Source organism: Massilia soli, assembly GCF_016809835.1.
Lineage (GTDB): Bacteria > Pseudomonadota > Gammaproteobacteria > Burkholderiales > Burkholderiaceae_D > Telluria_A > Telluria_A soli.
This window is the reverse complement of the sequence record NZ_JAFBIL020000002.1, coordinates 190,796-210,952: the sequence shown is the minus strand read 5'-3', so window position 1 is coordinate 210,952 and position 20,157 is coordinate 190,796. Positions and strand designations below refer to the sequence as shown.

General features: G+C 63.2%; 17 protein-coding genes. 4 read left to right on the top strand and 13 right to left on the bottom strand.

Features of this window, described 5'->3' with window-relative positions:
* Positions 1–7 precede the first annotated feature (7 nt).
* Together I4X03_RS05415 and I4X03_RS05410 are read right to left on the bottom strand one after the other, a co-directional pair.
* Positions 8–1,432, bottom strand: coding sequence for an alpha/beta fold hydrolase (locus I4X03_RS05415; protein WP_223466851.1), 1,425 nt, complete (start codon positions 1,430–1,432; stop codon positions 8–10).
* Between the two features lie 104 nt (positions 1,433–1,536).
* Positions 1,537–3,342, bottom strand: a complete 1,806-nt coding sequence (locus tag I4X03_RS05410) for a hypothetical protein (RefSeq protein ID WP_223466849.1) — start codon at positions 3,340–3,342, stop codon at positions 1,537–1,539.
* A gap of 363 nt (positions 3,343–3,705) precedes the next feature.
* Between I4X03_RS05410 and I4X03_RS05405 the strand changes: the two genes are divergently transcribed.
* On the top strand, positions 3,706–6,144 hold the full coding sequence (locus tag I4X03_RS05405) for an FG-GAP-like repeat-containing protein (RefSeq protein ID WP_223466847.1): 2,439 nt from the start codon (positions 3,706–3,708) through the stop codon (positions 6,142–6,144).
* A gap of 57 nt (positions 6,145–6,201) precedes the next feature.
* Here the strand turns inward: I4X03_RS05405 and I4X03_RS05400 are convergent, their stop codons facing one another.
* From I4X03_RS05400 to I4X03_RS05365, 8 genes are all read right to left on the bottom strand, one after another.
* On the bottom strand, positions 6,202–7,992 hold the full coding sequence (locus tag I4X03_RS05400) for an acyl-CoA dehydrogenase (RefSeq protein WP_223466845.1): 1,791 nt from the start codon (positions 7,990–7,992) through the stop codon (positions 6,202–6,204).
* A gap of 125 nt (positions 7,993–8,117) precedes the next feature.
* Complete coding sequence (locus I4X03_RS05395) at positions 8,118–9,050, bottom strand: electron transfer flavoprotein subunit alpha/FixB family protein (protein ID WP_223466842.1); 933 nt, start codon at positions 9,048–9,050, stop codon at positions 8,118–8,120.
* A 39-nt stretch (positions 9,051–9,089) separates the two neighbouring features.
* Entirely contained in the window at positions 9,090–9,839 is a 750-nt protein-coding gene (locus I4X03_RS05390) for an electron transfer flavoprotein subunit beta/FixA family protein (protein ID WP_223466834.1), read from the bottom strand.
* A gap of 153 nt (positions 9,840–9,992) precedes the next feature.
* Positions 9,993–11,702, bottom strand: coding sequence for a hypothetical protein (locus I4X03_RS05385; protein WP_223466832.1), 1,710 nt, complete (start codon positions 11,700–11,702; stop codon positions 9,993–9,995).
* A gap of 185 nt (positions 11,703–11,887) precedes the next feature.
* A complete protein-coding gene (locus tag I4X03_RS05380) occupies positions 11,888–12,115 on the bottom strand; it encodes a sulfurtransferase TusA family protein (RefSeq protein ID WP_223467575.1) in 228 nt (75 codons plus the stop codon).
* 205 nt (positions 12,116–12,320) lie between these two features.
* Positions 12,321–14,930, bottom strand: a complete 2,610-nt coding sequence (gene alaS / locus I4X03_RS05375; protein WP_223466828.1) for an alanine--tRNA ligase — start codon at positions 14,928–14,930, stop codon at positions 12,321–12,323.
* Positions 14,931–14,981: 51 nt separating this feature from the next.
* Entirely contained in the window at positions 14,982–15,737 is a 756-nt protein-coding gene (gene ugpQ, locus I4X03_RS05370) for a glycerophosphodiester phosphodiesterase (protein ID WP_223467574.1), read from the bottom strand.
* 13 nt (positions 15,738–15,750) lie between these two features.
* Positions 15,751–16,059: a DUF1294 domain-containing protein gene (locus tag I4X03_RS05365; RefSeq protein ID WP_223466823.1), complete on the bottom strand. Its 309-nt coding sequence runs from the start codon at positions 16,057–16,059 to the stop codon at positions 15,751–15,753.
* A gap of 183 nt (positions 16,060–16,242) precedes the next feature.
* Between I4X03_RS05365 and I4X03_RS05360 the strand changes: the two genes are divergently transcribed.
* From I4X03_RS05360 to I4X03_RS05350, 3 genes are all read left to right on the top strand, one after another.
* On the top strand, positions 16,243–16,764 hold the full coding sequence (locus tag I4X03_RS05360) for a hypothetical protein (RefSeq protein ID WP_223466821.1): 522 nt from the start codon (positions 16,243–16,245) through the stop codon (positions 16,762–16,764).
* A 30-nt stretch (positions 16,765–16,794) separates the two neighbouring features.
* The gene (locus tag I4X03_RS05355) at positions 16,795–17,232 is read left to right on the top strand and encodes a DUF3597 domain-containing protein (protein ID WP_223466819.1); all 438 of its coding nucleotides are present in this window, start codon (positions 16,795–16,797) and stop codon (positions 17,230–17,232) included.
* Between the two features lie 124 nt (positions 17,233–17,356).
* Entirely contained in the window at positions 17,357–17,758 is a 402-nt protein-coding gene (locus tag I4X03_RS05350) for a hypothetical protein (RefSeq protein ID WP_223466817.1), read from the top strand.
* A 67-nt stretch (positions 17,759–17,825) separates the two neighbouring features.
* Here I4X03_RS05350 and I4X03_RS05345 read toward each other — a convergent pair whose 3' ends face one another.
* The 3 genes from I4X03_RS05345 to trpS form a co-directional block, all read right to left on the bottom strand.
* The gene (locus I4X03_RS05345; protein WP_223466815.1) at positions 17,826–18,596 is read right to left on the bottom strand and encodes a hypothetical protein; all 771 of its coding nucleotides are present in this window, start codon (positions 18,594–18,596) and stop codon (positions 17,826–17,828) included.
* Positions 18,597–18,607: 11 nt separating this feature from the next.
* Positions 18,608–18,808 carry a hypothetical protein gene (locus tag I4X03_RS05340; RefSeq protein WP_223466813.1) on the bottom strand — a complete coding sequence of 67 codons (201 nt, stop codon included), beginning with the start codon at positions 18,806–18,808 and terminating at the stop codon, positions 18,608–18,610.
* 87 nt (positions 18,809–18,895) lie between these two features.
* Positions 18,896–19,918, bottom strand: coding sequence for a tryptophan--tRNA ligase (gene trpS, locus I4X03_RS05335; protein ID WP_223466811.1), 1,023 nt, complete (start codon positions 19,916–19,918; stop codon positions 18,896–18,898).
* Positions 19,919–20,157 lie beyond the last annotated feature (239 nt).

Sequence of the window (20,157 nt, the reverse complement as noted above, 5' to 3'; positions counted from 1 at the left end):
GTCAACCTTAGTGGCTTGAGGCAACGCTCACACAGCCGGTTTTCAGCTGGCTACCGAGCACGAACTTCGCCACCGTGTGGCGAGCGCAGCTGTTGTCCGACCACAGCACGAAATGCCCGCCTTCCCTGGCCGTATGCAGCTGCACCGGCCCCGCCTTGCGCAGGGCCGCGATGTGGCGCACAGCGGCGTCGTGCGGCGTCTTGCCGTCGCGGTCGCCGTGAATCACCAAGGTCGGCGGCAGCTTCTCAGGGAGACGGGCAAACCAGGCGTCGCGCGCGTACAGCGGCAGCGGCGCGCCGACCAGATCGCCAGGCAGGCTGCTGGTGAACAGTAAGCCGGCCTCTTCCTTGCGCACTTCCTCCACTGTCCGGCCCGGTTGAAGGTTGTTTTCCGCACCGCTGATGACGATCACCAGCGGTATCGACGGCGGCGTTTGCGGGAACCCGCCCAAGGGCGCCATCTGCCGCTCCACGTCGGCCAGCACCGCCTTCACCGTATCGGCCCTGCCTTCGTTTAAGTCCTTGATCATGGCTGGAATCTGCGAGGCCGCCGTAGGCACGTCGAGCAGGCTGCCGAAGAAGCGTTTCAGGTTGCCGCCGGGGACTGCGGCCAGCAAGGCCGGATCCTTGTCGGCGCGCGCCAGCAGCGCGCGATAGATGGTCTCCACCGGTGCGCCCATGCGGGCGCTGCAGCGCGCGCTGGCGTCGCAGCCGGCCAGTATCTGGCGCCCCACCGCATCGGCCACCAGCGAGCGCCGGCTCAGGTCAGCCTTGTCGTCGTCCTGCAGCGACACCAGCGAATCGAGCACCACGCCATCGATGTTCGCCGCGCCCAGCGCGACCGTGCGCAGCACCAGCTGGGTGCCGTACGATACGCCGTAGACATAGGTTTTTCCTCTGGCCGGTAGGCGCTCCAGCAACAGCTTCAGGTCATGCGCGGCGTTGGTCTGAGAGAACTGGCGTGCGTATGCGGGGTTGGCGTTGAGGCTGGCGAAGCAGGTGCCCCACTCCGCCCCGTCCAGGCTGGCGCCGCCCGTCGAACCGGCCGCCTCCTCATCCGGACACATGCGGGTCGATAAACCGGTGCCGCGATGGTCGGGCACGATGAGGTTGAAGCCGGGAAAGCTCTCGCGCAGCTTCGGCAACAGGCCGTAGAACGACGCCCCTGACTCGCCTGGACCGCCGGCGATCAGCCAAGCCTGGCCGCGCGACGCCCCCATCGCCGGGAACTTTCGGATGAACAACGCGATATCGGCCGCCGGCCCGCCCGAGGCGCCCGCCGGGTCGCCCGGCACCCGCTCGGTGGCGCACAGGCTGCCGTTCAGCTCGGGCCGGGTGGCCGCGTCCGGACACGGCGCGAAGCCGGCGCCATGGGCCGCACCCGCGATAATGGACAACAATGCGGCGCTGAGCACCCGGTTAAGCATGGTCATGTGCGGCCTTATCCTGACGAAAAAGGCCAGCGTAACCCGGGCGCGATGAATTGTCGAGAAGGCAATATTACCGACTTTATCTCATGCTAACCGCATGCGGATCGTCAGTCGCGCGGCTTGCGCGCATCCTCACGCAGGCGTTGCGCCGCTTCCTGCTTCGACACGATCTTGCTCGCCGAGATCCCCGACAAGCCCGAGCTTCCACCCAACACCAGGTTGGCATCCCAGGTCTGCCCCACGCGCATCAGTTGCGCCGCCGGCAAGGTGTCGACCACGGCCGGGTCGATCCACGGCGCGACTTGGGCCAGCACCAGTTTGATGCGCGGCTTGATGGCCGCCTCGGCAATGCGTCCGCGCTGCCCCCACGCCACCAGTACCTGGCTGCTCGGCATGCCGTCCCGGAGCGCATTGGTGAACGCGATGTCATACCGGATGCCATGGCGATAGACCATCATGAACTCTTCAAAGAGCATCGCCAGGTCTTCGCGCGGGGTCGAATACGCATACTCGTCGTTGGCCAGGTCGGCGCCGAAGAAGCGCCCGACATCGGTGGCGCTGTACGCCTTCTGCACCTCGGTCGCCTTGATACCCTGGAACATCACCTGCCCCAGCCCCGCCATTTCCACCGAGCTCAGCGGATAGCGGGTGGACAGCGCGTCGGACACCAGCGTGCCCCCGCTGATGCGGCCGACCACGTTGCCCCAGATCGACAGCGATGGGTCGAGCGTGCGCTGGGCCGGCGTGAAGAAGTCGGCCGCGTGCGCCAGCTCGTGGTACAGCAGACGGCCCAGTCCGGTCAACAGCTCGTCCACCGAACGGGTCATGCGCTCGGTGGACGGCAGAGCGCGGCGCGCATAGTCGTTGCCCCGGACCTGGCGGCCGAACGAGCTGAAGTTCAGTTCGTCGTCGAAGGCGAGCCGGTAATCCGGCACTTCCGTCACCACGTCGCGCTGCTCGGCCGTCAGCCACAGGTTGTTGGCGTCGAGGTAAATGGCGCCGGTCGCCGACATGTAGAAGCTCGGCCTGACATGCGAGCCGAGCACGATTGCGGTGGTGCCGGCCAGCATGCGGCGGAAGTCGCCATGCGGGTCTTGCGTCAGCAGGAACTGTTCGAAATTGGCGCCGAGGAAATCGTGCGACACCAGTACCCGGCCCATCACCTGCGCCACGGTCGGTACCGCGCCCGGGCCAACTTCTTCCTGCAGCAGCGGCAAGGTGGATGCCTTGCAGAAGTTGTTGCGCACCGAGTCGGTGTAGTACAGCGCGACATCGTAGGTGCACTGCTTGAGCACGCCGGCATAGCGCGCGGCGCTGCGGTAGGGGTGGACGCGCTGGGTCATGTCCAGCAGGGAATCCTTGGCCAGCGTCTGGCGTTCGACCGCGATGATCACATCGTCGGCATCCTGCCGGCCGAGGCTGGTAGTCATGGTTGCGCGGAACTTGAGCGCGGTGTCGGACGCCACCGTCGGCGCACGGAACATCAGCACCCGCTCGTCGCTGGTGTTCATCTCCACCGTCGGGCCGGACACCTGGGTCCAGACGATGCGCGTCAGGTTCTCGCCCGCGGCCAGGGTTGGCCAGGCACGCACCGACGTGTCGGTTCCCGGCCGTACCGAATGATCGCTACGCACGGTCACAAAACTGCCGGCGCCACGCGGCTCGACGGTGATGTCAACCGTGGGCGATTCGGTGGCGCCGCTGGCCAGGCGCACATCGGCGCGCAGTTTGACAACGCCGGGACCGGCCGCGTCGAACGACACCGTCGGGCTTTGCGCAGACAGCATCGTGATCGCCGGGCCGCTGACCTGGGTCCAGCTGACGTCGCCCATGAGGCCACTTCCGCAGGCCAGGACGCTGGCGGCTGCGGTCTTGCCGGCTTGTACTGTTGTGTCGGCCACGACCTGGGTCACGCAGGATGCCGGCGGCGCCGGTACCGGGACGGGCGCGGGAAGCGGTGCCGGCGCGGGTGCAGGGGCGGCGCCGGGACTGCCGCCTCCGCCGCCACAGGCTGCCAGAAGCATAGCAAGCAGGAGCGCGGGGACGGCCCGCAGGGACTTTGCATTGTTCATTTCGGGGCAACCTTTTCAGTTCTGGCAACACAGCGCTACGGCTGAGGATGCTCCCGATTATAGACGCGAAGTTTCAGTCCGCGATGAAATTGACGAACAGCCATCGCTGTCTGTTTTACGCCTAATCACACGCCCCGAAAATTGACATTCACGAACAACAAGATTCTAATATGCAATAAGAAAACTATCTGACAGGAATTGTTAATGGACTATCGCGGCACCGCCAACGACGACATCATCGACCAAAAAGCACTCGGCATTGCTGACCACAGCAACATATGGGGCGGCGCAGGAAACGACACCATCACCGCCAGCACCGGCAACCTGATCGGCGAAGCGGGCAATGACACGCTCACAGGCATCGGCATGTCTGTCGGCGCCGCCTACTGGACCTCGCCGGCCGGCATCAAAGTGAACCTCGCCACCGGCATCGCTCATGATGGTTACGGCACCGTCGACCGCCTGGTCGGAATCCGCCACATCCAGGATTCGAACTTCAACGACGAAATCATCGGCAGCGCTGCGCCTGAGGAATTTTGGCTCAACCGTGGCAACGACACCGTCATCGGCGGCGGCGGCGGCGACAAGGTCGTGCTGTACGGCGTCAAGTCGAGCGAGGTGACGATCACCTACGACAAGGCCAGCGACACCTTCACCCTCAAGAAGCACACGGCCAACGGCGACAACGGCACCAGTACGGCCAAGGGCGTGGCGGCTATTTCGTTTACCGGCCCCAACTCGGACGAAGTCACGGTGTCGCGCGACATGTACAACGACAGCACCGGGTTCCTTCGCAGCCCGACCAGCCTCAAGGCCGGCGAGATGAAATTCGTGCAGCAGTTGCGTGCCGGCGACTTTAACGGCGACGGCAAGCTCGACATCCTGGTGGTGCGCTCGAACACCGACGACATGGGCGTGACGGCCTCGCCGCTGCAAATCCTCGCCGGCGACGGCAACGGCAACTTCACCGACCAGTCGGCCAAGATTTTTGGCGCCATCCCGAACATCAACTACGTGCCGCGCATTTTCGCCGCCGACTTCAACAAGGATGGCATTACCGACATCTTCGCACCGGATTTCGGCGTCGACGCGCCGCCATTTCCTGGTGGGCAGAATTCGCTGTACCTGTCGTCGCGCACGACCGGCACCATCAACGTGGCGACGGCCAACCTGCCCCAGGCGCTGCGCCAGAACCATGGCACGTCGGTCGGCGACGTCAACAAGGACGGCCACCTCGACTTGTTCGTCAACGCCCTCAATGAATCGAGCGGCAACGCCAACCAGTTGCTGATCAATGACGGCACCGGCAAGTTTGTCGTTTCGCAGCAGCTGTTGCCGGCGTCGCTGACGCAGGCTGGCTACAACCCGGGCAATACCTGGTCGATGCTGCGCGACCTGAATAACGACGGCTACGACGACATCGTGCTTGGGACCTGGGACGCCAGCGCCAGCCCGAGCCAGGTGTTACTCAACGATGGACGCGGCAGCTTTGCGTCGTCGGCGCTGATCAACCTCCCGCGCAGCGGAATCGCCAAGGAAATCGTGATCGGCATCGAAACGATCAACCTCAACGGCGACGCCTTGCCGGACCTGGTGCTGTCAGTAACCAATGGCGGCAGCCACGGCGACTTCTACACCACGCCTTACCTGCAATTGCTGGTCAACGACGGCAACGGCCAGTTCCATGACGAGACCCAGGCACGCATGCCGCAGAGCACCGCGACGCGCCCCCCGGGGAATGCGAACTGGTTCCTGTCCACCACCGCAATCGACGTCAACGGCGACGGCCACCAGGATATCGTTGCCGACGGCACGGCCAGCGAGACCTCGAAGGTCTTCCTCAATGACGGCCTCGGCAAGTTCACCATGAGCTGGGAAAGCAGCACCGGCGCGCACATCGTCGCCGCCGACGTCAACGGCGACGGCAAGCCCGACCTGATCGAGGCGAGCAGCTCGGGCTTCTCGGTGCTGAATAATGTCGGCCCGTCGACGATTCCCGCTTCCGGCGTGTATCGCGCCAGCGACCGCGGCGACAAGGTCAATGGCGGCGCAGCCGCGGAAACCATTTACAGCGGCAAGGGCAACGATACCGTCAACGCGGGCGCGGGCCTCGATACGGTGATCTTCAGCGGCAATCGGGCCGGCTACACGGTGGCCAAAACCAGCTCGGGCTTTACGGTCAGCGGCCCGGATGGCGTCGACACGCTGGCCAACGTTGAACGCCTCAAATTTGCCGACGCCAGCGTCGCGCTCGACATCAGCGGCAGCGGCGGCCAGACCTTCCGCCTGTACCAGGCGGCCTTCGACCGCGCCCCCGATACCGGCGGCCTGGGTTATTGGATGAAGCAGATGGATGGCGGCGCCAGCCTGGCCGGCGTTGCCGCTGGATTTGTCAACAGCAAAGAGTTTGCCGATCTGTATGGAGGCAACAATCCGACTGCGGAACTGTTCGTCGAAAAGCTGTACACCAATGTACTGCACCGAAAGCCCGATGCAGGCGGCTACGAGTACTGGGTCAAGGTCGTGAAGGACGGCGCGCCGAAGGCGGACGTGCTGGCCGCGATCAGCGAGAGCCAGGAAAACATCGACGCGCTGGCCACCCTTATCGGTAACGGCTTCGTCTACGTCCCGTACGCTGGCTGATGCCGGAACTGGCAGGGCGGACACGCGCTTTGCGCCTGTCCGCCCTGCCCCGACAGCTTAGAACTGCTCGACGTCCAGCGCCATCACGCCCGCGCTGCCGTCGACGATCGCACTGCGCAGGCTCGACGCCTGCGACAGCACATGGTCGGCGAAGAAGCGTGCGGTGCCGATCTTGGCTTTGTAGAACTGCGCGTCGCCCGCGCCCTCGGCCAGCTTGCGCTGGGCCGCCAATGCCGCGCGTCCCATCTGCCAGCCACCGAGCACGATGCCGGCCAGCTTCAGGTACGGCACGCTGCCCGAGAACACGCCCTTGATGTCACCCTTGATGTTGGCGACCATGTAGTCGACCACTTCCTCGAGCGCGCGGCTGCCCTCGGCCAGCTGGCGCGCAATCGCGGTGAAGTCGGCGTTGTCGCCGGCACGCAGTTCGGCCTCGGTGGCGCGCACTTGCGCGATCAGGCCCCTGGCGACAGCGCCGCCGTCGCGCACCGTCTTGCGGCCAACCAGGTCGTTGGCCTGGATCGCGGTGGTGCCCTCGTAGATCGACAGGATCTTCGAATCGCGGTAGTGCTGCGCAGCGCCCGTCTCTTCGATGAAGCCCATGCCGCCGTGGACCTGCACGCCGTCGCGCGTGACCGTCTCGGACATCTCGGTCGACCAGCCCTTGATGACCGGGACCAGGTATTCGTACACGGCCAGGTTGGCCTTGCGCGTGTCGGCGTCCGGATGGAAGTGCGCGACATCGCTGATGCCCGCGCCGACATACGCCAGCGCGCGCGCTGCCTCGACTTGCGAACGCATCGACATCAGCATGCGGCGCACGTCCGGATGGTTGATGATGGCGACCGGGCCTGCGGAACCGGCCAGGTCGCGCGACTGCACGCGGTCCTTGGCGAAAGCCGCAGCTTGCTGGTATGCGCGGTCGGCGACCGAAATACCCTGCATGCCGACGCCGAAGCGCGCCGCGTTCATCATGATGAACATGTACTCGAGCCCGCGGTTCTCTTCGCCCACCAGCGTGCCGATGGCGCCGCCGTGGTCGCCGAACTGCAGCACCGCGGTCGGGCTGGCCTTGATGCCCAGCTTGTGTTCGATCGAGACGCAGTACGCGTCGTTGCGCGCTCCCAGCGAGCCATCGGCGTTGACCAGGAACTTCGGCACGATGAACAGCGAGATGCCCTTCACGCCCGCAGGCGCGTCCGGCGTGCGCGCCAGCACCAGGTGGATGATGTTCTCGGCCATGTCGTGCTCACCGTAGGTGATGAAGATCTTGGTGCCGAAAACCTTGTAGGTACCGTCGCCTTGCGGCTCGGCGCGGGTGCGCACCGCGGCCAGGTCGGAGCCGGCCTGCGGCTCGGTGAGGTTCATGGTGCCGGTCCACTTGCCGGCGATGAGCGGCTCGAGGTAAGTGGATTTCTGTTCGTCGGTACCGGCCGTCAGCAGCGCTTCGATGGCGCCGTCGGTCAACAGCGGGCACAGTGCGAACGACAGCGACGAGGCGTGCAGCATCTCGATGCATGGCGTTGCGACCAGCTTGGGCAGGCCCTGGCCGCCGAATTCGACCGGATGCTGCAAACCCTGCCAGCCAGCTTCGCCGAAGCTCTTGAAGGCTTCCTTGAAGCCTTTGGAGGTCGTCACCTGGCCGTCGTGCCAGAAGCTTGGCTCCTTGTCGCTCGGGTGGTTCAGCGGGGCGATCACGCCGCCACAAAATTTCGCATTCTCTTCGAGCACCGCTTCGACGGTGTCGGCGGTTGCGTCTTCGCAGCCTGGCAGCTGGCTGATGGCGGACATGTCGGCCAGCTCGTTCATCACGAACAGCATGTCTTTCAGTGGGGCGTTGTAGCTCACTTTGATCTCCTGGTTTTAATGGTCACGTAGGGTGGAAGAGCGAAGCGCGATCCACCGATTCACTGTCAACCGGTGGATAACGCTGCGCTCTTCCACCCTACGGATGGATCGCGATTATGTTGTTCTTAGCCGAGTTCTTTGACCAGCGCCGGAACCACTTCGAACAGGTCGCCAACGATGCCGTAGTCGGCGACCGAGAAGATCGGCGCTTCCGGATCCTTGTTGATCGCAACGATGGTCTTCGAGTCCTTCATGCCGGCCAGGTGCTGGATCGCGCCGGAGATGCCGACGGCGATGTACAGCGATGGCGCGACGATCTTGCCGGTCTGGCCAACCTGCCAGTCGTTCGGCACGTAGCCCGCATCGACCGCCGCGCGCGACGCGCCCATGGCGGCGCCGAGGCGGTCGGCCAGCGGCTCGAGCAGCTTGAAGTTGTCGCCCGAGCCCATGCCGCGGCCGCCGGAGACGATGATCTTCGCAGCCGTCAGTTCCGGACGGTCCGACTTGGCCAGCTCGCGGCCGACAAAGCTCGACTTGCCCGAATCGCCAACCGCCGTCACCGCTTCGGTCGCAGCCGAACCGCCGGTGGCGGCAGCCGAATCGAAACCGGTGGTGCGTACGGTGATGACCTTGACCTTGTCGCCCGACTGCACGGTGGCGATCGCGTTGCCGGCGTAGATCGGACGCTCGAACGTGTCCGGCGAATCGACCTTGGTGATTTCGGAGATCTGCGCGACGTCCAGCTTGGCTGCCACGCGTGGCAGGATGTTCTTGCCGTAGGCGGTAGCCGGGGCCAGGATGTGCGAGTACGAGGACGCCAGCGCCAGCACCTGCTCGGCGACGTTTTCGGCCAGGCCATCGGCGAAGTGGGCGGCGTCAGCCACCAGCACCTTGGTGACGCCGGCGATCTGCGCGGCTTCGGCGGCAGCGGCGCCGCAGTTCGAACCGGCGACCAGGATGTGCACGTCGCCGCCGCACTGTGCTGCGGCGGTGACGGTGTGGTGGGTGCTTCCCTTGAGGGAGGCGTTGTCGTGTTCAGCAATGACTAATGCGACCATGATTGTTCCTAATGTTTTGTGTGAACGGCCAGGCCGCGATCAGATAACTTTGGCTTCGTTGCGCAGCTTGGCAACCAGTGTCGCCACGTCAGGCACCTTGATGCCGGCCGAACGCTTGGCTGGCTCGACGACCTTGAGGGTCTTCAGGCGCGCGGTCACGTCAACGCCCAGGTCTTCCGGCTTGACGGTTTCGAGCGGCTTCTTCTTGGCCTTCATGATGTTCGGCAGCGTCACATAGCGCGGCTCGTTCAGGCGCAGGTCGGTGGTGATGATCGCAGGGAGCGTCAAGGCCAGGGTTTCCAGGCCGCCGTCCACTTCGCGCGTCACGGTGACCTTGCCGTCTTCCAGCACGACCTTGGAGGCGAACGTCGCCTGCGGCCAGTCCAGCATGGCCGCGAGCATCTGGCCGGTCTGGTTGGAGTCGTCGTCGATCGCCTGCTTGCCCAGGATGATCAGCTGCGGCTGCTCCTTGTCGGCCAGCGCCTTGAGCAGCTTGGCCACCGCCAGCGGCTCGAGTTCGGCGCTGGTTTCGACCAGGATGCCGCGGTCGGCGCCGATCGCCATGCCGGTGCGCAGGGTTTCCTGGCATTGGGTGACGCCGCACGATACCGCGACCACTTCAGTGACCTTGCCCGCTTCCTTCAGGCGCATCGCTTCTTCCAGCGCGATCTCGTCGAATGGATTCATCGACATTTTGACATTGGCGATATCGACGCCGCTGCCGTCGGATTTCACGCGCACTTTGACGTTGTAGTCGACCACGCGTTTGACGGGTACCAGGACTTTCATAGGTGTGCCTTTGGGAAATTAGAAATTGGGTGTCTGACTAAAGTGGCCTAGATTATAAGAGAAAAAGCTCAACTCGACAGAATTAAAGCACGATCGTGCGATTTTCGGCTAGAGGATTTCGCCTAAATTTGCTCAACGTTACCACGAACCCCGTTATTGCGGGTCGCGCACGCTGGCGTCGGCCAGCGCCCAGCTCACTGCCAGGTCGCGTCGTACCGCTTGCGCCTCAAGCGTCTTGCCCTGCCCCGCCAGCGCCTTTTCCAGGCCATTCAAAGCCCAGCCGTTAGCGGGATGCTGTGCCAGGCTGGCGCGGTAGGTTTGTTCAGCCTCGGCGTAACGCCCGGCGCGCATCTGCAGCGCGCCGAGGCGAATCCGCGGTCCGCCCGCCAGCATCGGCGGCTCGGTGCGGTCTGCCGCCGCACCGGCTTCAGCGGCCTGCGCCTGCAGCTTGAGGGCGTCGTCGAGACGGCCATCGGCCAGCGCGATCTCGGCCCCGAGCTGCGCTTCGGAACTGGTCGCGACCCCGCGGATCATTTGCGCAAAACGCCCTGCGCCGGCATGACTGGCGGCCAGCGCCGCCACCTTCGGTTTGAGGACGGCCAGCGTGGCGCGCGCTTCAACGGGCTTGCCGCTGCGTGCCTGCGCGATCCCGCGCCCCATCTGCGAGATCACGGCGTAGACCCCTTTGTCGCCCGGAGCCAGCGGCTCGCTGGCAAGTTCATCCCAGCGCTGCAAGTGCAGCAAGGTCAGCACCGGTACGCTGCGCATATAGTCGGCCCACACGCTGTCGCCATTTGCCAGCGCCGCGGTGGCGCGCGCCGATTCCATGGCGAGCGCGGTGCGCCCTTCCATCAGCGCACCGTACCACTGGAAGTGCGTATTGTGCTCGCGCCAATCCATGCTGACCTTGTAGCCCTGCTTTTTCAGCTCGGCGAAGAAGGCCAGGTCGGCCGCCACCGCAAGCTGGTTGACCCGGGTCGCATCGGCGTAACGGCCAACGTTGGCATAGGTGTGCGACGGCATGTGCAGCAAGTGCGGCGACTTCGGCGCCAGCTTGCCGAGGCGGTCTGCCGCGGCCACCGCGCGCGCGGCCACCGGCACCGCATCCACCGCATGGATCATGTAGTGGTTCAGCCCAACGTGGTCGGGCTGCTTCCCCAGAGCGGCTTCGACCATGCTGGCCACTTCGCCGATGCGGCCCTTCGGCTTGCCGGTTGCCTCGTCCCACCAGCCGCCGCGCGTGGCCACCATTTCGGCTTCGGCGTAGAAGATCAGCACATCGGGATCATGCGGATAGCGCGCCGTCAGCTCGCGCATCTGCGCGGCGTAGGCGAGGTCGAGCGGATCAGCGCGTGGGCCAGTCTCCGCTGCGCGGCAGATGGCGGCATACGTGATCGCGACGGCGCTGGCCGACTTGTGGCCATAGCGCAGCGCCAGGGCAGCAATCAGGTCGCGGTCGCGGGCTGAGGCGCCGGCACTGCGGCGCACCGCGTAGTCGGCGTATTTGATCGCTTCGGTCAGGTCGCCCCGGCTGCTGTTGTTGATGTTGGGACCCATCATCGCGGCCGCGCCCCAGGCGCACAAGCCGCATGCCGGATCCTGCGCCAGCGCGGCCTTGAAGGCGCGGATCGCCTCCGGGCGGTTGAACGCATATGCCTGCGACATTCCTTGCGCGAACAGGGCGCGTGCGGCGTCGTTGGCCTGCGACGGTACCAGCGTGGCCGCGCCGTAGCCATCGAGCACCGGCGCGGTGGCGCTGGTGTCGACCGCCAGCGGCAGCATCGTGCAGGCGCCGATCACCGACAGCGACAATGCGAGCATGCTCAGGCGGTGGAAGTGACGCGGGCGAAGATTGATGCGCATGGGAATAGCCAGTGCAAGTCGGTGAGGAGCCGCAAGCTTGCGCCAAGATTGGCAAGAGTGCAACAGCTATCGTGATATGCATAGGACGTGCCGATGCCGTGCGTGCATGGCGCCGCACTGCAATCGGTGGTCAGGGGGAGAAAAACACGATGGATGCGGGCGGGCGCCCGCACCATGTTGCGGTTTTACTTGCGGCGCATCAAAAATACAAATTCGTGGCCGTTTTGGGTGTGCGATACGAGGGCATTGCCGGTCTGCTTGGCAAAGGCCTGGAAATCGCGCACCGAACCGGAGTCGGTTGCGATAATCCGCAGGACTTCGCCTGTTTCCATTTCAGCCAGGGCCTTTTTTGCCTTGAGAATAGGCAAAGGGCAGTTCAAGCCTCGTGCGTCGAGTTCTTTCTGGTATTCCATGATCTCGCTGTCGAGTAGGGTGTCGCTCATCGATTGCTCTGCAGGTTTGTTGGGTTACGCAATCGCATACTACTCCTATTTCCAGATCATGACGCACCGCACCAATATTTATCTTGGACGTTGTTAAATCACAACCACAGTTGACGAACTGAAAACAAAGAGCTTAGGCCCGGCAAGCGCCGGGCCCCGTAGCGGGTGACGATAATTAAGCGCGTTCCCCGACCCATGCCGCCACTGCGGCGAGTGCCTGCGGCAAGCCGCTCGGATCGGTGCCGCCGGCTTGCGCCATGTCCGGGCGTCCGCCACCCTTGCCGCCGACCTGCTGTGCCACGAAGTTCACCAGTTCGCCCGCCTTGACCTTCGCGGTCGCGTCAGCGGTCACGCCGGCGATCAGGCTGACCTTGCCGTCCGAGACGCTGGCCAGCACGATGGCAGCGGTCTTCAGCTTGTCCTTGAGCTTGTCCATGGTCTCGCGCAGGCCTGCCACGTCGGCGCCGTCCAGTGTCGCCGCCAGCACCTTGATGCCGTTGACGTCGACCGCCTGCGAGGCCAGCTCGTCGCCCTGCCCTGCCGCCATCTTCGACTTCAGCGCGGCCAGTTCCTTTTCCAGCGACTTGACCTGGTCCTGCACCTGCGCGATGCGCGAGCCCAGTTCGTCCGGGCTGGTCTTGAGCGCGGCGGCAGCTTCCTGCAGGCGGCGGGTCATGGCCTGCACCAGCGCCAGCGCGCCTTCGCCGGTAACCGCTTCAACCCGGCGGATGCCGGCTGCGACGCCGCTCTCGCCAATGATCTTGAAGAAGCCGATGTCGCCGGTGCGGGTCACGTGGACGCCGCCGCACAGCTCTTTCGAGGTGCCGATATCGAGCACGCGCACTTCGTCGCCGTACTTCTCGCCGAACAGCGCCATCGCGCCGTGCTTGACCGCGTCGTCGAACGACATGTGCTGGGCGCGGGTTTCATGGTTGTCGATGATCTCGCGGTTGACCAGCTGTTCAACTTTGGCGATCTGCTCGGCGCTCAATGGCGCGTTGTGGCTGAAGTCGAAACGGGTTTTCTCGGCGTCGACCAGCGAACCCTTTTGCGCCACATGGCCGCCCAGCACTTCGCGCAGCGCCTTGTGCATCAGGTGCGTGGCCGAGTGGTTGCGGATGGTGCGCGCGCGCTTGGCTTCGTCGACATTGGCCGCCACCTGCTCGCCCACTTTCAGCACGCCCGACTTCAGCACGCCGTGGTGGCCTGGTACGTCGGCCTGGATCTTGAGGGTGTCTTCGACCTCGAACTGGCCGGCCGCGCCGACGATCAAGCCCTGGTCGCCGACCTGGCCGCCCGACTCGGCGTAGAACGGCGTGGTGTCGAGCACCACGATGCCCTGCTGGCCGGCGCTCAGTTCCTGCACCTGCACGCCGTCGGCGTACAGCGCGATGACTTTCGAGTCATGCGCCAGCTTGTCGTAGCCGACGAACTTGCTCTTCTCGCCGGTGTATTCGACGCCGGCGGCCATTTTGAACTTGCCGGCCGCGCGCGCGGTTTTCTTTTGCTGTTCCATCGCCGCGGTGAAGCCTTCTTCATCGAGCACGATGCCGCGTTCGCGGCAGATGTCGGCGGTCAGGTCGAGCGGGAAGCCGTAGGTGTCGTACAAGGTGAAGGCGGTCGCGCCGTCGAGCTTCTGTGCGTCCTTGGCCAGCTGCGCTTCGAGGATCTTCATGCCGTTTTCGAGCGTCTCGCCAAAGCGCTCTTCTTCCGCTTTGAGTACCTGGGCGACGCGCTCTTTTGCCTCGGCCAGCTCTGGATAAGCGGTGCCCATTTCGTTGGCCAGGTCGGCGACCAGCTTGTAGAAGAACGGCTTGGTCTGGCCCAGCTTGTGGCCGTAGCGCAGCGCGCGGCGGATGATGCGGCGCAGGACGTAGCCGTGGCCTTCGCTGCTCGGGATCACGCCGTCGACGATCAGGAACGAGGCGGCGCGGATGTGGTCGGCGATCACGCGCAGCGATTTGCTTTCAAGGTCGGTGACGCCGGTCTCGCGCGCGGCGGCCTTGATCAGTGCCTGGAACAGGTCGATCTCGTAGTTGCTGTGCACGTGCTGGAGCACGGCGGCCAGGCGTTCCATGCCCATGCCGGTGTCGACGCACGGCTTGGGCAGCTTGTTCATCACGCCCGCTTCGTCGCGGTAGAACTGCATGAACACCAGGTTCCAGATTTCGATGAAGCGGTCGCCGTCTTCGTCAGGCGAGCCCGGAGGACCGCCGGCGATATCGGCGCCGTGGTCGTAGAAGATTTCGGTGCACGGGCCGCATGGGCCGACGTCGGCCATCTGCCAGAAGTTATCCGACGCGTAGCGCCCGCCCTTGTTGTCGCCGATGCGGATGATGCGCTCTTTCGGGACGCCGATTTCCTTTTCCCAGATATCAAACGCTTCGTCGTCTTCCATGTAGACGGTGACGGTCAGCTTGTCGGCCGGCAGCATGTAGACCTTGGTCAGCAGCTCCCAGGCGTACTGGATGGCGTCGCGCTTGAAGTAGTCGCCGAAGCTGAAGTTGCCCAGCATTTCAAAGAAGGTGTGGTGGCGCGCGGTGTAGCCGACGTTTTCCAGGTCGTTGTGCTTGCCGCCGGCGCGCACGCAGCGCTGCACCGAGGTGGCGCGCGAATACGGGCGGGTGTCGGCGCCGGTGAACACATCCTTGAACTGCACCATGCCGCTGTTGGTCAGCAGCATGGTCGGATCGTTGCCCGGAACGAGCGGGCTCGAACGGACAATCGTGTGGCCCTTGGATTCGAAGAACTTGAGGAATTTGTCGCGGATTTCGGATGATTTCATGTTGGGGGCGAGTTCGGGCAGCATGCTATAAAAAAACGATTATAGCGTAGGTCAGCCTGCGAAATCTGCCCCGATGATATCGATCCGGTCGGTGCAAAGCGCGTCCACGCCCCAGCTGAGCAGCTCGCGCGCCCGCACCGGGTCGTTGACGGTGTAGCAAAACAGGCCGAGGCCGGCGTCCCTGATGTCGCGCGCGAACTGGCGCGTGAGCTTCTTGTGGTTGACGTGGATCGCCACGGCGTCGAGCCGTTTGGCCTGATCGCGCCAGTCGGCCGGCGCGTCGTCGAGCAGCAACGCGCGCGGAATCGCGGGTGCGGCAAGCCGGGCTGCCTCCAGCGCGACCGTGCTGAACGAGGAGAACAGCGGCACCTGTAGCGGGTCGTCGGCGGCGATCTGCAGCCCGAACAGGGCCTGGGTCAGGGTAGCGACGGCCCTGCCCGTTTCCTCCTCGAAGCCCGGGGCCGGCTTGATTTCGACATTCATCCAGATGCCGTGCTGTCGGCAGGCATCGACGAACTGGACATACAGGGGCACCGGTTCGCCCTTGAAACGCGGCGCGAACCAGCTGCCGGCATCCATGGTGACGAGCTCGGCGGCATCGTAGTCGTAGATATTGCCGGAACCGGGGATGGTGCGGCCAAGATAAGGATCGTGGACAACCACCGGCACGCCGTCGCGCGCCAGCATCACGTCGAACTCAACCGCGTGGAAGCCATACTCCAGCCCGCACAGCAATGCCGCGAGGGTGTTTTCGGGAGCCATCTTGCCGCCGCCACGGTGGGCGACAACCTTGGGATAGGGCCACATAGTCAATGAAGTGTCAGGAACCCGGTAACGTTATCACATTCGCGCCGGCCGCGAACAGTACTGCCACCAGCACGATATTGAGCACCACCGTCCACCAGAATTTGATCTGGAAAGCACGCTTCGATGACTTGTGGCGCAGCATGACCTGGGCCAGGAAGGCGCCCGGCCAACCGCATGCCAGGCCAAGCAGCAATAGCGTCTGTTCGTGCGTGCGGCGGCGGTTCGTGCGTGCGGCGCGTTTATCGATCGCATAGGCCGCGAAGCACACCAGGCTGGCGCAGGCGTAAACGACGGCAAGGACTGGAATCGGCTGCTCGATCATAACAACTCTTTACTTTGGGAAATACAGAGCTTACGGCTTGCCGAGTCCGCTGTCCAATTATCCCGCTGGTGGGTGAAGTGCCGAACAGAGGCGCATGGTGAATCAGCCTACGCTCTGCAGGTCGGCATTCACGGACCTGATCCCGAGTGCCCGTTCTCTTTCCAACCTACAGTGGAGGTCGATATGGGTTTCGATTTAGGAAATCTGCTTCAGCAGTACATGGCCGGCACTCAGAACAATAGCGACCGCGCGGCGGACGACTTCGACCAGGTCGCCAGCAATGCGCCGCGGGTGCAGGTTGCGCAAGGCGTCAGCGCGGCATTGCGTTCGGACCAGACGCCACCGTTTCCGCAGATGGTCAGCCAGATGTTCGGCCAGAGCGATCCCAACCAGCGCGCAGGCATGCTCAACCAGCTGATCAGCGGCCTCGGCCCTGGCTTGCTGAGTTCGATTGCCGGCGGCGCGCTCGGCAACATCTTCGGCGGCGGCAACAACAACACCCAGCCGCACGTCACCCCTGAGCAGGCGGCGCAGATGACGCCCGAACAGGTGCAGGAAATCGCGGCCAAGGCGGAGACGGAAAATCCGGGCATCGTCGACCGCATGGGCGACTTTTACGCGGACAACCCGATGCTGGTGAAAGCCATCGGCGGCGCCGCGCTCGCCATCGTACTGGGCCAGGTTGCACAGGGCATGCGTCGTTAAACAACTTTAACCATCAGGAGATAAAACATCATGGGTATCCTCAGCAATATTTTCCGCAAGATCTTCCCTTCGTCGCACCCGGCAGCGGCGCAAGCCAAGCCACAGGCCACGCCAGGCTCGATGCAGTCGCAGCCGACCCAAACCGCCCAGCAGACCTCGCCGCAAGCGGCGCCGCGCCCTGCCACCGCTCCGCCGGCGGCGCCAATGGAAATGGTCGACGTTGAAGCCATCCTCAACAAGATGGCGCAGTCGGCCGGCCAGCCGCTCAACTGGCGCAGCTCCATTGTCGACCTGCTCAAGCTGCTGAATCTCGACAGCAGCCTGCAGTCGCGCAAGGAACTGGCGCAAGAGCTGGACTACAAGGGCGACACCGGCGATTCGGCGTCGATGAATATCTGGCTGCACCGCCAGGTCATGAACCGCCTTGCGGCGAATGGCGGCAAGGTACCTGCCGACCTGCGCGACTAAGTCACGCGGCGGCGAATTACACTACCCCGCCGCGTGCGGGGTAGTGCGTTCTTGACCATGCCACTCGCGCATGGAATACTCCGGTGCAATCCTTCCTGCCACCTGAGAACCCCACATGAAATTATTGATTGCCCTGCTGCTTGCCTCCGGACCCGCGCTGGCCGATGAAGCGGCGTTTTTCCGTTGCCGCGATATCGGCGCCGATAGCCAGCGGCTGGCGTGTTACGACGCGGTGAAGAAGCCGAGCGCGGAGCAGAAGCGCGAAGTGGCGGAGAAAGCGTTTGGCCTGACCGTGAAGCCGGATATCGAAACAATACAGAGCGTGATTCCGGGATCGTTCACTGGCTGGGAAAGCGACCAGCGCATCAAGCTGGCCAATGGGCAGGTCTGGCAAATTGTCGACGACGGCAATGGCTTCATCGCCGGCAAGGATTTGAAAGCGACCGTCGCGCGTGGCGCGGTGGGCGCGATGTATATCGAAATTGAAGGATTGCGCCAATCACTGCGGGTGAAGCGGATCAAGTAAATTTAGTTCGCTCACCAAATTGCAATAAATCACCCTGCATACTCGATGCTTCGTTCAGCCTAATCCGCTACCGACCGGCATTCACCGAGGCGCCTTGGGGTTCGAGCGCGGTTAGCTTGACATACTGGACATTCAGGGTGATGGCCTCGCTATAGCGGAGAACAAAGTTATCGCCATCGATAGGATAAAACCGATCTGATCCATTCCCGTCCAAAGGCTTATCGGAGGCCAGCGGTCGCCTCGACACTTTCTGAAGTATCAAGCGATCAAGTTGTCCTTCCGAGTCGAAATAAAAGTCATCAAGGACGCCAACGTACAGGACGGCTTCTTTTGCTACTTCAACGATTGCCGAGACGATAACCATGTCAGGCTGCTCGTCCTCCGCAAAATCTGCACCCGTCAGCAAGTAGTACCAAGGCGCGTCGTGGAACCGGAAAATAGCACTGAAAGCCGCGCTATCGCGGTCCAACCTGAATCGACTAATTGCAGTGCGCACGACAATGGGGATGGCGTGGGATAAAAGCAGTACAAAGACGATATAACGAGCTATCGAAGCAAACTCAGCCCCGACAAGTTGCACCGCCTGTGCTTGTATGACGGGTGCTGACGATAGCAAGTTCATCAATATCGTCGGCTCAAACTGACGAGCAAAAACAGCGGAAGAAAGCGAAAGCAGAGCAAGGTGAATCAGCACTGCCCAAACAACTGACTCGGCTACCGCTCGTCCAAACGGAGAAAAATCGACTGAGGTTCGCTCTGCACGTTTTAAGCCGCTACGAAAGATAAATCCGGGAAGCAGTATTATGAATACGATCAGTGCCGGGAGAGCTACGTTCATTAGCTCGGGGACTAGGCTGCCTTGGCAGCCTTCGGCACGACGGTGGCCATCACCTGAAGGGCGCCGCTCTTGCCTCGAACGACAAACTGGCCCGTCGCGCCTTGGCGCACCGAGCTGTTAGCCTTTTGGCCTACCAAAAACTCACGGAACTGGTTGCCAGCCATTGGGTCAGCGAGTAGTTGGGATGCGAGCTTACTTTTAAGTGCTTTCATAGCGCTACTATGCCATAGATAACCATCTAAAAGAGCGCATCAGTCGAATGCATGTTGCTAATACGCAATGGCGTCGCACACTGTTTGTCAGAAGTAGCTCAAACCCAGCGCCGCACGCACCTCATCCGCCGTTTTCGCCGCCACTTCGCGCGCCTTCATGGTGCCGTCCTTGAGCACCTGCATCACGTAACCGCGGTCTTGCGCCAGCGCTTCACGGCGCTCGCGGATCGGCGCCAGCATTTCCTGCAGCACCACTTCCAGCCGCTTCTTGACGATGCTGTCGCCCAGCCCGCCGCGCACGTAGTGCGCCTTCATTTCTTCCAGCGCCGCCTTGTCGGTATCGAACGCGTCCAGGTACATGAAGGCGACGTTGCCTTCCAGGTGGCCCGGGTCCTGCACGCGCAGGTGCAGCGGATCGGTATAGACCTGCTTGACTGCCGCGCGGATCTCGTCGGCCGTCGCCCCCAGGTTGATGGTATTGCCGAGCGACTTGCTCATCTTGGCCTTGCCGTCGATGCCAGGCAGGCGGCCGATTTCCGGCACCAGCGCCTTGGCCTCGACCAGGATCTCGCAGTTGTACATGCGGTTAAATTTGCGCACGATTTCATTGGTCTGCTCGATCATCGGAATCTGGTCTTCGCCAACCGGCACCAGGCTCGCCTTGAAGGCGGTGATGTCGGCCGCCTGGCTGGCCGGGTAGGTGAGAAAGCCGGCCGGAATGTCGCGCTCGAAGCCGCGCAGCCGAATCTCTTCCTTGACGGTCGGGTTGCGCTCCAGCCGTGCGACGGTAACAAGATTCAGATAATAGAATGTCAGTTCTGCCAACTCTGGGATCTGTGACTGAATCAGGATGGTCGTCAGCGCGGGGTCGATGCCTACCGCCATATAGTCGAGCGCAACTTCAACCACGTTGCGGTGGACTTTGCCGATGTCGTCCATGTTGTCAGTGAGCGCCTGGGCGTCAGCGAGCATCACGAATTGCTGATAGCTATGCTGATAGGCAACGCGGTTGCGCAGGCTACCCACGAAGTGGCCAAGGTGCAATGGGCCTGTCGGGCGATCACCCGTCAGGATGACCGGAAGTTGTTTGGTCTGGTTCGGCGTTGTCATCGTAAATCCTCTGGATTGCCCCGATGTGCCGCGCCAACAAAAACGCCGCCCAAATCGAGGCGGCGTTTAAAAGCATCACATTGCTGTGGAACGGCCGCGCGCTGTCAGCGACGCCACCAGATAGCAATTTGTGAGCGGAATAGATTCATCCCAGCATCGTTACAGAGTAGACGCTGTCTGTCAAGAACAGAACACCAATGCCGGCAAGCGAACTTTCGACTTTTGAAGGGCCTCTAAAT